This is a genomic window from Arthrobacter sp. 001422645 (genome assembly GCF_059816125.1).
Map to the genome: position 1 here is coordinate 124,279 of NZ_JCBANT010000002.1, position 12,281 is coordinate 136,559.

14 protein-coding genes are annotated in these 12,281 nt (G+C 68.3%); 11 read left to right on the forward strand and 3 right to left on the reverse strand.

From position 1 onward, the window contains the following. The first annotated feature begins 4 nt into the window (after positions 1-4). The 8 genes from folB to AC6EUH_RS03955 all read left to right on the forward strand — a co-directional run bounded on the left by folB (position 5) and on the right by AC6EUH_RS03955 (position 7,075). The gene (gene folB / locus AC6EUH_RS03920) at positions 5-373 is read left to right on the forward strand and encodes a dihydroneopterin aldolase (RefSeq protein WP_056428277.1); all 369 of its coding nucleotides are present in this window, start codon (positions 5-7) and stop codon (positions 371-373) included. Further along, the gene (folK, locus tag AC6EUH_RS03925) at positions 370-897 is read left to right on the forward strand and encodes a 2-amino-4-hydroxy-6-hydroxymethyldihydropteridine diphosphokinase (RefSeq protein ID WP_499737874.1); all 528 of its coding nucleotides are present in this window, start codon (positions 370-372) and stop codon (positions 895-897) included. Before folB ends, folK begins: the two co-directional genes overlap by 4 nt. Next, positions 897-1,418 carry a DUF3180 domain-containing protein gene (locus AC6EUH_RS03930; protein ID WP_499737974.1) on the forward strand — a complete coding sequence of 174 codons (522 nt, stop codon included), beginning with the start codon at positions 897-899 and terminating at the stop codon, positions 1,416-1,418. Before folK ends, AC6EUH_RS03930 begins: the two co-directional genes overlap by 1 nt. After that, positions 1,399-1,911, forward strand: a complete 513-nt coding sequence (locus tag AC6EUH_RS03935; RefSeq protein WP_499737875.1) for a PH domain-containing protein — start codon at positions 1,399-1,401, stop codon at positions 1,909-1,911. The genes AC6EUH_RS03930 and AC6EUH_RS03935 overlap by 20 nt, the downstream gene beginning before the upstream one ends. 36 nt (positions 1,912-1,947) lie before the next feature. After that, positions 1,948-3,561, forward strand: coding sequence for a PH domain-containing protein (locus AC6EUH_RS03940; protein WP_499737876.1), 1,614 nt, complete (start codon positions 1,948-1,950; stop codon positions 3,559-3,561). Then, entirely contained in the window at positions 3,554-4,462 is a 909-nt protein-coding gene (locus AC6EUH_RS03945) for a Rossmann-like and DUF2520 domain-containing protein (RefSeq protein ID WP_056429261.1), read from the forward strand. The genes AC6EUH_RS03940 and AC6EUH_RS03945 overlap by 8 nt, the downstream gene beginning before the upstream one ends. 14 nt (positions 4,463-4,476) lie before the next feature. Then, positions 4,477-5,376 carry a pantoate--beta-alanine ligase gene (gene panC / locus AC6EUH_RS03950; protein WP_499737877.1) on the forward strand — a complete coding sequence of 300 codons (900 nt, stop codon included), beginning with the start codon at positions 4,477-4,479 and terminating at the stop codon, positions 5,374-5,376. A 205-nt stretch (positions 5,377-5,581) separates the two neighbouring features. After that, positions 5,582-7,075, forward strand: a complete 1,494-nt coding sequence (locus AC6EUH_RS03955; RefSeq protein WP_499737878.1) for a DHA2 family efflux MFS transporter permease subunit — start codon at positions 5,582-5,584, stop codon at positions 7,073-7,075. Between the two features lie 109 nt (positions 7,076-7,184). Here the strand turns inward: AC6EUH_RS03955 and AC6EUH_RS03960 are convergent, their stop codons facing one another. The 3 genes from AC6EUH_RS03960 to AC6EUH_RS03970 form a co-directional block, all read right to left on the reverse strand. Then, positions 7,185-8,018 carry an alpha/beta fold hydrolase gene (locus AC6EUH_RS03960; RefSeq protein ID WP_056428258.1) on the reverse strand — a complete coding sequence of 278 codons (834 nt, stop codon included), beginning with the start codon at positions 8,016-8,018 and terminating at the stop codon, positions 7,185-7,187. 80 nt (positions 8,019-8,098) lie between these two features. Next, positions 8,099-8,725, reverse strand: a complete 627-nt coding sequence (locus AC6EUH_RS03965; RefSeq protein WP_056428255.1) for a thymidine kinase — start codon at positions 8,723-8,725, stop codon at positions 8,099-8,101. 47 nt (positions 8,726-8,772) lie between these two features. After that, positions 8,773-9,717 carry an alpha/beta fold hydrolase gene (locus AC6EUH_RS03970; RefSeq protein WP_056428252.1) on the reverse strand — a complete coding sequence of 315 codons (945 nt, stop codon included), beginning with the start codon at positions 9,715-9,717 and terminating at the stop codon, positions 8,773-8,775. Positions 9,718-9,801: 84 nt separating this feature from the next. Between AC6EUH_RS03970 and lysS the strand changes: the two genes are divergently transcribed. The 3 genes from lysS (at position 9,802) to AC6EUH_RS03985 (ending at position 11,989) form a co-directional block, all read left to right on the forward strand. Continuing rightward, positions 9,802-11,334 (forward strand): lysine--tRNA ligase, encoded by a 1,533-nt coding sequence (gene lysS, locus AC6EUH_RS03975; RefSeq protein ID WP_056429259.1) that lies wholly within the window; start codon positions 9,802-9,804, stop codon positions 11,332-11,334. A gap of 2 nt (positions 11,335-11,336) precedes the next feature. Then, entirely contained in the window at positions 11,337-11,525 is a 189-nt protein-coding gene (locus AC6EUH_RS03980) for a hypothetical protein (protein WP_056428250.1), read from the forward strand. Between the two features lie 137 nt (positions 11,526-11,662). After that, complete coding sequence (locus tag AC6EUH_RS03985; protein ID WP_056428247.1) at positions 11,663-11,989, forward strand: histone-like nucleoid-structuring protein Lsr2; 327 nt, start codon at positions 11,663-11,665, stop codon at positions 11,987-11,989. The last annotated feature ends 292 nt before the right edge of the window (positions 11,990-12,281 follow it).

Genomic DNA, 12,281 nt, shown 5'->3' on the forward strand with positions numbered 1-12,281 from the left:
ACCCATGGACCAGATCACGCTGAGCGGCGTCACCGCCGTCGGCCACCACGGAGTGTTTGATTTCGAGCGGCGGAACGGCCAGCCGTTTGTGGTCGATGCCGTCCTGCACCTGGACTTCGGCCCCGCCGCAGCCTCCGACGACGTGCTGGACACCGCCCACTACGGCGAGGTGGCCGAGTGCATCCGGACCTGGATCACGGGGGAACCGCTGAATCTGATCGAGGCGCTGGCCGTCCGGATCGCCGAGGACGTGCTGCTGAAGTTCCCCGTCGCCGCGGTGGACATTACCGTGCACAAACCCAAGGCTCCGATCGAAGTCGAGTTCGGCGACGTCTCTGTCAGCGTCCGGCGGACCCGGCAGGACCAGCGATGAACTACACGCGCGCCGTGCTCGCGCTCGGCAGCAACCTGGGGGAGCGCAGCGACACGCTCTCGGCAGCCGTCGCGGACATCGTTGACCCGCCCGAGGTCCGCCTCCTGGCGATCTCACCGATCGTCCAGACCAAAGCCGTCGGCGGGCCGGCCGGCCAGCCGGACTTCCTTAACATGGTGATCGCCGTCGAGACCACGCTTGCGCCCCTTGAGCTGCTGCGGCACTGCCACGCGGTGGAACAAAAGCACCTGCGGGTCCGTGACGTGCACTGGGGCCCGCGCACCCTCGACGTCGACATCATCACTTACGGGGAGCTGGTCAGCTCCGACCCGGAGCTGACCCTGCCGCACCCGCGGGCGGCTGAGCGGGCATTTGTGCTGTACCCGTGGTCGCTCATCGACCCCGCGGCGGAACTGAACGGCGAACGCGTGGGGGAACTGGCCGCCAGGGCCGCTGACTTCGCCGACCTCGTGCCCTTCGACGGCTTCGAAAACCTCCACGGCGTGGCCGGAGCGGTGGAATGATGAAGCTGACCAACCCCCTGACGCTTATTGTGATCGGCTCGGCCGTGGGGGTCCTCGGCTGGCTCGCCGCCGTGCTCACCACCCGCTACGGCCTCAACACCCCGGTACTGCCGCTCAACGCACTGATCACGATGGGTGTGATCGTTGTGCTCACCCTCGTGCTGGGCATCAGGGTGCTGCGGTGGCGGAACGGCAACAAGAAGAAAATGCTGAACCCCATCCTGGCCGCCTGGACCTTGGTCCTCGCCCAGGCCTGCGCCTACACCGGCAGCGTGCTGCTGGGCTGGCACGCAGGGATCTTCGTTGACCAGCTGCGGCTCTGGAACCTGCGCAGCGACCAGGCCCTCGCCTGGCAGGCTGTGGCCATGGCCGGCGGCGGCCTGGTGATGATCGTGGTCGGCCTGATGGTGGAAAGGTTCTGCCGGATACCCCCCGAAGACGGCGAGGGTGAGTCGGCCCCGGGCCGCCAGGAAAAGCGTAAGCCCAAGTCGGAAGGCGAGTATGCGTACCGAGGCGATTGACCCTCCGGGCATCACGTGGCTGCGCGTCTCACCGAAGTACGTCACGGTGCGCCTTGCCGGCTGGGCGCTGGGCACCCTCTTCCTGGTGGCGGTGCTGTGCCTTCCGCTCGTTCTTGTCCTGAACGGCGTGTGGCAGACGTTCCCGCTCTGGCTGGCCGTCGCCATCCCTGCGGTGATGCTGCTCCTGGCCCTGTGGCGGCTCCTGCTCATTCCGCGCCAGGTGCGGGCCATCGGCTACGCCGAGCGTGAGGATGACCTGCTCATCCGCCGCGGCATCTTCTTCCAGCGCACCCTCGTGGTCCCCTACGGCCGCATGCAGTACGTGGACATCGGCGCCGGGCCCGTGGAACGCGGCCTGGGGCTGTGCACGCTGAAACTGCACACCGCCTCCGCCGGCACCAGCGCGGAAATCCCGGGCCTGCCCGCAGCGGAAGGTGCGCGGCTCCGCGAGCAGCTCTCCGCCCGCGGTGAAGCCCGCCTGGCCGGACTGTGACGGGTTCGCCGTGACGACCTCCGGTATGGGAGCTCAGTGAAGCCGGGTGCCGCCCCGGAGGCCTCTGCCGGCGCCGAGGCGGGAGCCCCCGACGGCGCGTGGCTTCGCGTGCACCCCGCGTCACCCTTCGTGCGCGGCTGGGTGGCGCTGGCCGCGATCGTCTTCTTCTTCTTCCGGGATACGTTCGAACGGGTGCTCCAGGGCGGCCCCCTGGTCGATGAACGGCTCGCGGACCGGGCCCCGTGGCTGCTGCTCGGCGGCGGCGGGGTGTTGCTGCTCACCGTCCTCGGCTACGTCCTGAGCTGGTACTTCACCCGCTATCAAGTGGCAGACGGATATGTCCGGCTGAACACGGGATTCCTCTTCAAACAGCAGCGCCAGGCCCGGCTGGACCGCGTCCAGGCCATCGACATCGTGCAGCCGCTGCTGGCCAGGATCTTTGGGCTGGCCGAGCTCAAGTTCGAAGTGGCCGACGCCGGGGAATCCGCGGTGCGGCTCGCCTACCTCCGTATGGACGAGGCGCGGCTGCTCCGGGCCGCGATCCTGGCGCGCGCTGCCGGTGCGGTGCAGGACCAGGCGCGCCCGGGGGAGGCCGCTGCGGAGGCCCCCGAACATGTTGTCCTGACCGTCCCGCCGCGGCGCCTGATCGGGTCGCTGCTCCTGAGCGAGCAGAGTATGTTCGTGGTCGTCGGCGGCGTCGTCTCCGTGGTGCTCTCCGCCCTCACGGAGAACCGCAGTTTCTACCTCTTCCTGATCCCGGCTGTGCTCGGCATGGTGGCCGCGTACTGGAACTCCATCAACCGGGGCTACAACTTCACCGCCGCCATTTCCCCGGACGGCATCCGGCTGCGGTACGGCCTGCTGGACACGCAGGCACAGACCCTGCCGCCGGGCCGGATCCAGGCGCTGCGGGTCAGCCAGCCCCCGCTCTGGCGGAATTTCGGCTGGTACCGGATCCAGGTCAACGTCGCCGGGTACGGCGCCGCGGGAAGCGACGGCGGGGGCTCATCCCGGACCACGCTGCTGCCGGTGGGGACCTTCCCGGACGTGCTCACCATGCTCTCCCTTGTCCTGCCCGATCCGGGCACCCCGGACCCGGTGGGGATCTTCAGGGCCGGCATCAACGGCCTCGCCGGCCCGGCGGGGGTTCCGGCAGATCCGGCTGCCCCCGCTCCGGCGGATCCCGGCGCGGACGACGGCGGTTTTGTCACCACGCCGCGGCGCGCCCGGCTGCTGGCACCGCTGGGATGGCGCCGCAACGGCTTCACCGCCACCGGCACGGCCCTGCTGATCCGCTCGGGCCGCTGGTGGCGCCACCTCGTGGTGGTCCCGCACCAGCGCACCCAATCCATGGCGCTGGAGCAGGGCCCCCTCGCGCGGCGCTTCCGCGTGGTGGACCTGGTCCTGCACACCACGGCCGGGCCGGTGTCCCCGCGGCTGGTCCAGGCCGGCCTGGACGAGGGGCGGGCGCTGCTGGACGCCCAGGCGGCCCGGGCCCGGACCGCGCGCAAACGGCAGACCAGCGAGCACTGGCTGGACCAAGTCCGGGCGCTCGCAGCCGACCCCAACAGCACCGGAGCGCCTAACAGCACCGAAGAACCTTCAAACACCGAAGAACCCAACAGGCAGGATGACCGGCAGCATGGCTAAACCAGGACGACTCGGCATCGGAATCGTCGGCGCAGGGAAGGTCGGAGCCGTCCTGGGGGCGGCGCTGCGCGGCGCGGAGCACGCCATCATCGGAGTCTCCGCGGTCTCTGACGCCAGCCGGGAGCGTGCGGAAACCCTGCTGCCCGGTGTCCCGGTGCTCGACGTGCAGGACATCGTCGAACGCGCCGAACTGGTGCTCCTGGCTGTCCCCGACGACGCCCTCGGCCCGCTCGTGGAGGGCCTGGCGAAGCTCGGCGCCTGGCAGCCCGGCCAGCTGGTGGCCCACACGTCCGGCCGTTTCGGCGTCGGAATCCTGCATCCCGTCCGGGCCGCCGGCGCCGTCCCGCTGGCGCTGCACCCTGCGATGACCTTCACCGGGATGAGCCTGGACCTTACCCGGCTGCTGGACTGCACCTTTGGCGTCACGGCGGATGCTGCAATGCTGCCCATCGCGCAGGCCCTCGTGGTGGAGATGGGCGCGGAGCCCGTCGCCATCGCCGAGGCAGACCGCACGCTGTACCACGCTGCCCTCGCCCACGGCTCGAACCACCTCGTCACCCTGGTGGCCCAGGCCTCGCAGCTGCTCCGGGAGGTCGGCGTCGAGGCCCCCGAACGTATGCTCGGCCCGCTGCTGCGCGCAACGCTGGAGAACGCCCTCGCCTCCGGCGAGTCGGCCCTGACCGGGCCGGTGGCCCGCGGCGATGTCGGAACCGTGGCCGCGCACGCTGGGTCGCTGCGGGAGCACGACGGCGGCGCCGGCGGCGATATTCTGGAGGCGTACCTGGCCATGGCCCGGGCGACGGCCCGGCGGGCCGGACGCCGGGGTCTGCTGAAACCGGACCAGCTCGATAGCATCACGCAGGCCCTCGAGGGCCCGGACCACGACGGCCCGCAACCCTAAGGAAGGTCCATACCTTGGCGATCCAACTCGTGACCACGGCCGCCGCGCTCCGCATCGAAAGCGCCCGGCTGATCAGGGAGAAGGGTGGCACCTCGCAGGGCCTCGTGCCCACCATGGGTGCCCTCCATGAGGGCCACGCCCAGCTGGCACGCACCGCCGTCGAGCAGAACGACGTCGTGGTGGCCAGCATCTTCGTGAACCCGCTGCAGTTCGGCGAGGCCGTGGACCTGGCACGGTACCCCCGGACCCTGGACGCCGATCTGGCGCTGTTGGACGCCGTGGGCGTGGACCTGGTGTTCGCTCCGGACGTGGACGAGGTCTATCCCGGCGGGGAACCCCGGGTCCGTATCAGCGCGGGTCCGATGGCCGAGAAATGGGAGGGGGCCTCCCGTCCCGGGCACTTCGACGGCGCCCTGACCGTGGTGGCCAAGCTGCTGCACTACGGGATGCCCGGCGCGACCGCCGGCCCGGAAGTGCCGGCCTACCGGGCGTACTTCGGCCAGAAGGACGCCCAGCAGCTGGCGCTCGTCCAGCGTATGGTCGCGGACCTGAACTTCCCCGTGGAGATCGTCCCGGTGCCGATCGTGCGCTCCGCCGACGGACTGGCGCTGTCCAGCCGCAACCGCTTCCTCTCCGCCGGGGAACGCGAGGCCGCGCTGGTGCTCTCGCGGGCGCTGCGGCTCATCGAGGAACGGGCCAACGCCCACCAGCCGCTGGATCTTGAGTCCGTGGAGGCGCTCGTCAGGTCCCGGCCGCTTGTGGAACTGGACTACCTGGACGTGGTGGATCCCCGCACCCTGGAACCGCTCGCGGAGAACTGCCGGGACACGCCGTTCCGCGGCGAGGGCCTGGCTCTCATCGCGGCCACGGTGGGCAAGGTCCGCCTGATCGACAACGTGCCGCTGGACTCCTAGGCCAACGCCGCCGCCATCAAGCAACGCGGGGTCAGATTCGGCCCATGCCGATGCCGCCCATGGACCGTAGCTGACCCCGCGTTGGATTTCAGGCCACAGGAAGTTTTCTCCACCGCCGGGAATTACCGCGGCGGATCGCAGGTTGGCACCTGATGCAGCGACGACGCTCGCTGACCCCACGCCACAACTCCCTGAGGGAACCCTTATGTCTACAGACGTCTCTTCCAAGCCCCCGGGCGATCCCGCGCCGGCCGCGCAGACTCAGGTCGCCGCGGAGGCTTCCGCCCGGCCGGCGAAGATGTCCCGGGAATCGGTGACCGTCATCGCCACCCTGCTGGTGGCGACCTTTGTGGTGATCCTGAATGAAACCATCATGAACGTCGCGCTGCAGCGGCTGATGGTGGATCTGGGGGTCACCGCCCCCACCGTGCAGTGGCTGTCCACCGGTTTTATGCTGACGATGGCCGTAGTGATTCCCACGACCGGCTTCATCCTCCAGCGGCTGTCCACCCGCGCCGTTTTTATGCTGGCCATGGGCCTCTTCTCCGGCGGGACGCTGCTCGCGGCGCTGGCTCCGGGGTTCGAAATCCTGCTGCTCGCCCGGATCGTCCAGGCCGGCGGCACGGCAATTATGCTGCCCCTGCTGATGACCACCATCCTCACCCTGGTTCCCGTGACGCGCCGCGGCTTCGTGATGGGCAACGTCAGCATCGCCATCTCGGTGGCGCCGGCCATGGGCCCCACGGTTTCCGGCCTGATTCTTGAGCACTTCTCCTGGCGCTTCATGTTCGTCTTCGTCCTCCCGATCGCTGTGGCCGCCTTCGCCATCGGCGCCAGATTCCTGACCAACATCGGCGAAAAGGAGAAGACCCGGCTTGACGTCCTGTCCGTGCTGCTGACCGTCCCCGCGTTCGGCGGACTGGTCTACGGTCTGAGCCAGATCGGCGGCGGCGAGGGCGGGCCCGGCTCGCCCGCCGTCATTGCGCTGGCCGTGGGCGTCATCGCCATGGTGGCGTTTGTGCTCCGGCAGCTGCGGCTGCAGAAGTCCGCGGCGCCCCTGCTGGACTTGCGCGCCTTCACTTTCCGGATGTTCACGGTGTCCGTGCTGCTCCTTGTGGTGGCTATGATCGCACTGTTCGGCGCAGTGATTCTCCTGCCGTTGTACCTGCAGGAAATCCGCGGGCTGACGTCGCTGGAAACAGGGCTGACCCTGCTGCCCGGCGGACTCGCGATGGGCCTGCTGGGCCCCTTCATCGGACGCCTCTTCGACAAGGTGGGCCCGCTGCCGCTGACCGTCACGGGCTCGTCGCTTCTGGTGCTGGCACTGTTCCAGTTTTCGCTGCTCGACGCCGACACACCGGTCGGGTGGATCATTGCCCTGCACGTGGGCCTCAGCCTCGGCCTGGCGCTGATCTTCACCCCCGCGTTTACCACCGGGCTGAACCCGCTGCCGCCCCACCTGTATTCACACGGCTCGGCCATCATGAGTACCCTGCAGCAAGTGGCCGGGGCCGCTGGAACGGCGCTGCTCGTCTCGATCTACGCGGTGGTATCCGCCGGTGCCGGCATGGTCGCGGGGATGCGCGCGGCGTTCCTGACCGCCTCGGTCATCGCCGTCGCCGCCGTCGTGCTGGCCGCCCTGATGCGGAAGACCACTGCAGTGGAACACCCCGCAGCGGAACACGCCGTCTCCCACTAGCCGCTTAATCCAACGCGGGGTCACCTCCCGCCCATAAATCCCGTTGGGATGGGCGCCAGGTGACCCCGCGTTGCTTTGGAGGCCGCGTAGTTCTGGCGCAGCCTTGTGCTTAGCTGGCGAAGAACTCGCTGAGCGCGGAGATGAGCTTGTCCGGTGCCTTGTTGACGCCGTCGTGCCCCATGCCCGGCAGGATGGTGTAGCTGGAGCCGGAGAGCACCTCGTGGATCTGGGCGCAGGCCACTCCGAAGTACGCCGGGCTCTTCTCCCCGACAATGATCAGGGTCTCCAGCGGCAGTTCCAGGAACGGCTCGGCCGGCATGTCGGCGGCGATGATGGCCTTGATCTCCCGGACGCCGGTCTTCATCAGTTCGCGCATCTGCTTGCCGATCGGAGTCCCCGCAGCAAGCTTGTTCGCCAGGGTCAGCATGGACAGCGGCATCCGGGACAGGGCGCTTCCGGTCTCGAGGCCCCTGAGCAGGACGGCGAGGGCGCGGTCGTCGTCGCCGGCCGCCGTCGCCTTCTCGTATTCGGCGGTCCAGTCCGCGGTCACGCTGTGGTTCACGGAGACGGCGGGGTCGTACACGGCGAGGCGCTCCACCGGGAGGGTCCGGGCGGCGTGCAGCGCCACCGCGCCGCCGAAGCTGTGCCCGAAAACGTCCGTGCTGGACGTGTGCTTCATCACCGCATCGAGGTCATGGATATCCACGTCCAGGGTGTAGTCCTCCGGCTGCGGCGAGGACGAGCCGCGGCCACGCCGGTTGAACGTGTGCACCGGGCGTCCCAGGGACGCACTGAGCTTCTGGGCGAAGCGTGTGTAGTCGGAGGCGGTCACCATCGAAGCCGGAACGACGACTACGCCGGAGCCCGCCGCGGCGAGTTCGGCACCCGTGCTGAAAAGCTCGATCGTTGCACCGTCGGGGGTTCTGATGTTCTCGCGGGTCATGCTCCGAGCCTAGCCGAGGCTGCAGCTACGGCGTAGTAGGGTACCGGCGCCGCCGGGAGGCTGCGCAGCTAACCGCCCAGCTAACCGCCCAGCCGCCCGCCGGAGACCTCCAGGTAGCAGGAGCCGCAGAGCGATTCGTACCAGACGTCCTGGCCGTCGATCGCGACCTGGTCCCCGTCGAAGACCACCTCGTCGCCCGCCCGGCGGGTGTTGAAAATGGCCTTGCGGCCGCAGCGGCAGATCGTCTTGAGTTCCTCGAGGGTGTGCGCGATTTCCAGCAGCCGCAGCGAGCCCGGGAACGCCCGCGTGCGGAAGTCCGTGCGGATGCCGTAGGCCAGCACGGGAACGTTGTCCAGGACGGCGATCCGGAAGAGGTCGTCCACCTGGTCCGGTTCGAGGAACTGGGCCTCGTCCACCAGCAGGCAGGCCACCGGCTGCGTGTCCACATGTTTAAGCAGAGCGTCGGGATCGTCCCCGTGGGCCTGGGCGGTGAACAGGTCGCGGGCGGAGGCCCCGGCCGGGATCAGGAAGTCCACCGAACGTGTCATGCCCAGGCGGGAGACGACGTCGGCGTCGCCCTTGGTGTCCACATCCGGCTTGGCCAGCAAGACCCGCTGGCCGCGTTCCTCATAGTTGAAGGCGGCCTGCAGCAGGCCCGTTGACTTGCCGGAGTTCATCGCGCCGAAGCGGAAGTAGAGCTTGGCCAAAAGGGTCCTTTCGAAGGGGTCGCCCACCGATTGTAAGGGCGCGCCCCTCAGCGGCCCAGCTTGAGCCGCCGCCTGCGCGCCGGGAGGCGCCGCAGTGTCCCTTCCCCGGCCAGAAGGTAGCGCGCAACGGCCCGGGGCAGCCGGATTCCGGGCCGCAGAGGGCTTTCGTGGAGCTGACCCGGCAGCACGGCGCACTCGATGGAAGGGACGGCGGAGGCGAGTTGCCGGCCCGTTTCGGTGAAGTAGTCCGGGCTCCAGCTGCCGCTCAGCATCAGCGTGGGGGTGGTCACGGCCGCGAAGTCGGCCAGTTCGGCGTCCTCGTCCAGCACCGCGCGCATCTCCGCGACGGCCGTGGGAAGCAGGTCGCGCATCTCGGCGCCCATGCTCGTCCGTGCGGAGAGGATGCTGAGCATCCGCAGCGCACCGAGCGGGAGCTTGGCCACGGGTCCGCCCACCTCAATGCCCTGGACCAGATGCGCCCAGGCGTCGTCCAGTTCCCCGGCAGCCACCGAACGCTCCAGCTCGGGCCGCCAGCGGTGGGTGAGGTTCCCGGAGAGGGACACGGCGGCGTCATAGGTCACCATTCTGCGGATCGGCAGCGTCCGGGCCGCCTGCAGGGCCACGAAGCCGCCATAGCTGTGCGCCACCACGTCGCATGAGTCCGTTTCCCGCATCACCGTAGCCAGGTCTCCAACCTCCATGGCCGCGGAGTACCCGGCCGGCTGCGGGGAGGAACCGGCACGCCCGCGCCGGTTGTAGCAGTGCACCGGACGGTCCAGCAGGCTGCTGATGTTCCGCGCGAACGGGCGGTACAGCGAGGCGGTGATCATGGTGCCGTGCACGACGACGATGCCCTGACAGGGTGCTTGACCGGTGGCTGGTCCTGCCGCCTGGGCTCCCGGCGCCGGAGCGGCCGGGTGCGCAGGCGGACGGAAAGTGTGCAGCTCGAGGTGCCCCTCGCCGTCGTCGGTGTAGATGGTCCGCGTCTCCACAGCCCCGAGTCTATTCCGCGGCGGCCTCGGCGTCCTTGGCGTGCGGGACCTGCCCCGGCAGAATCCCCGGTAAACTTGGGAATTGTGACTTCCCAAAACACCTCCGCCCCGAACACCGCCGCCGACTCCCACGACGCCAGCGAGCAGACGCGCATCCGCATGGAGAAGCGCGCCAAGCTGATCGAGCGCGGCATCGAGGCGTATCCGGTGGGTGTTGAACGCACACATTCACTGAGTGACATCCGCGAAAAGTACGCGCACCTCCAGGCCGACGAAACCACCGGCGACGTCGTCGGAGTGACCGGCCGCATTGTGTTCATCCGCAACACCGGCAAGCTGTGCTTCGCCACCCTCCAGGAGGGCGGCGTTGACGGCAAGGCCGTCCGCCTGCAGGTCATGCTGAGCCTGGCCAACATCGGCGAGGACGCGCTCGCCGACTGGAAGGCCCTCGTGGACCTGGGCGACCACGTTTTCATCAAGGGCGAGGTCATCTCCTCCCGCCGCGGTGAGCTCTCCGTTATGGCCGAGTCCTGGTCCATGGCGTCCAAGGCCCTGCGCCCGCTGCCGGTGCTGCACGCCGGCCTCAACGAGGAAACCCGCGTCCGCCAGCGCTACGTGGACCTCATCGTCCGCGACGAAGCCCGCGAAATGGTCTACACCCGGGCCGCGATCACGCGTTCCATCCGCGAAACCCTGCACCGCCAGGGCTACGTCGAGGTGGAAACCCCCATGCTGCAACTGGTCCACGGCGGCGCCACGGCCCGCCCCTTCGAGACGCACATGAACGCCTTCGACCAGAAGATGACCCTGCGGATCGCCACCGAGCTGTACCTCAAGCGCACCGTCGTCGGCGGCATTGACCGCGTCTACGACATGGGCCGCGTCTTCCGCAATGAGGGCGTGGACTCCACCCACAGCCCCGAATTCACCACCCTGGAAAGCTACGAGGCCTGGGCCGACCAGTTCGTCATGGCGGACCGGATCAAGGAACTCATCCTCGATGCCGCTGACGCCGCCGGCGTGGGCCGCGTCCTGCAGACCGAGGCCGGGGAGATCAACCTCGACGGCGACTGGGCGTGGATGGCGGTCTACCCGGGACTGTCCGACTTTGTGGGCCAGGACATCACCCCGGCGACCCCCGTGGCCGAGCTCCTGGCGCTTGCCGACAAGCATGAGGTCAAGGTCGACGCCAACTGGGACGCCGAGAAGCTCGTGGTGGAACTCTTCGGTGAGCTGGTGGAACCGACGCTGTTGAACCCGACGTTCGTCTACGACTACCCGCCGTCCGCCCAGCCCCTGGCCCGCCACCACCGCGAGGATGACCGCCTGATCGAAGCATGGGACCTCATCATCGGCGGCATGGAGCGCGGCACCGCGTTCTCCGAGCTGATTGACCCGGTCATCCAGCGCGACCGGCTCACCGAACAGTCCCGCCGCTCCGCCGCCGGCGACGTCGAGGCCATGCAGCTGGACGAGGACTTCCTCCGCGCCCTGGAGTATGGGGCCCCTCCGATGGGCGGGATCGGCCTGGGCATCGACCGGCTGGTCATGCTCTTCACCGGCGCCGGCATCCGCGAAACCATTCTCTTCCCGCTGCTGAAGCCCGAAGGACACTGATCATGGAGTACATCGCTGTATTGCTTCCCTCCGTGGTGGTGGGCCTGATCTTCTGGTTTGCCATGAAATCGATTTTCAATGCCGACAAATCGGAGCGCCAGGCCGAAGCGCGTGCCCAGGCGGAAGCCGAAGGAAATGCCCACGGGGCTGATACCCTCCGCAACGAGGGTCATTCCAACGGGCGTAACTAATAGCGGGCTATTCCCCCTTGGGTTTTCCTTTGGAAACTCTTTTTCGCTTTGACTCGTTGCCATAAAGCAGAGGATACTTTTAACCAGATACATCCTGCTTTTACTAAATGCTCGTCCTTTTGGAAAGAGAGTCATTAATGGCACAGAAAGTGAAAATCATCCTTGTCGATGATCTGGATGGGGGATCCGCGGACGAGACCGTCCGGTTCGGCCTTGACGGGGTCAGTTACGAAATTGACCTGTCGGCGGAAAATGCTTCAGAACTACGTGCCGCAGTTGAGCGGTTTGTAAGTCACGCGCGCAAGACCTCTAGTGGCCGCGCCACCCGGACCAAGATTGCGTCCGGCCGGAATCAGGACTCTGCCCAGATCCGGCAGTGGGCCCGCGATAACGGCTACGCGGTAAACAGCCGCGGCCGTATTCAGGCTGAAATTCAGGAAGCCTACCAAAAGGCGAATTCCTAGCATCCAGGCCCCGGACCGCTGCGCCGTGCGCGCGGCGTCGGAGCCCGCAGGACCAACAACAATGCCCCCGCCTTCGCACGGGGGCATTGTTGTGTGCGCGCAGATGCCGGTGGGCCGGGGCTGATGCGAGGTGGTGATACTTCGACTGGCTGATGCGCCGCCGCGTTCCGGCCCGGTTGCCGGCCAAAAACGCGGCCCGGAGCCGGGGACGTGCCGTATGTCGCCCGGCCCGGACGAAGCAACCGGGCAGGAGCGCAGCCGGGACCGGGCCGGTTCACACCCGCCCCTAGGC

Excerpts from the sequence above, each read along its gene's own strand:
- folB (WP_056428277.1), top strand. The coding sequence starts at position 5 with ATGGACCAGATCACGCTGAGCGGCGTCACCGCCGTCGGCCACCACGGA.
- folK (WP_499737874.1), top strand. The coding sequence starts at position 370 with ATGAACTACACGCGCGCCGTGCTCGCGCTCGGCAGCAACCTGGGGGAG.
- AC6EUH_RS03930 (WP_499737974.1), top strand. The coding sequence starts at position 897 with ATGAAGCTGACCAACCCCCTGACGCTTATTGTGATCGGCTCGGCCGTG.
- AC6EUH_RS03935 (WP_499737875.1), top strand. The coding sequence starts at position 1,399 with ATGCGTACCGAGGCGATTGACCCTCCGGGCATCACGTGGCTGCGCGTC.
- AC6EUH_RS03945 (WP_056429261.1), top strand. The coding sequence starts at position 3,554 with ATGGCTAAACCAGGACGACTCGGCATCGGAATCGTCGGCGCAGGGAAG.
- AC6EUH_RS03955 (WP_499737878.1), top strand. The coding sequence starts at position 5,582 with ATGTCTACAGACGTCTCTTCCAAGCCCCCGGGCGATCCCGCGCCGGCC.
- AC6EUH_RS03960 (WP_056428258.1), bottom strand. The coding sequence starts at position 8,018 with ATGACCCGCGAGAACATCAGAACCCCCGACGGTGCAACGATCGAGCTT.
- AC6EUH_RS03980 (WP_056428250.1), top strand. The coding sequence starts at position 11,337 with ATGGAGTACATCGCTGTATTGCTTCCCTCCGTGGTGGTGGGCCTGATC.
- AC6EUH_RS03985 (WP_056428247.1), top strand. The coding sequence starts at position 11,663 with ATGGCACAGAAAGTGAAAATCATCCTTGTCGATGATCTGGATGGGGGA.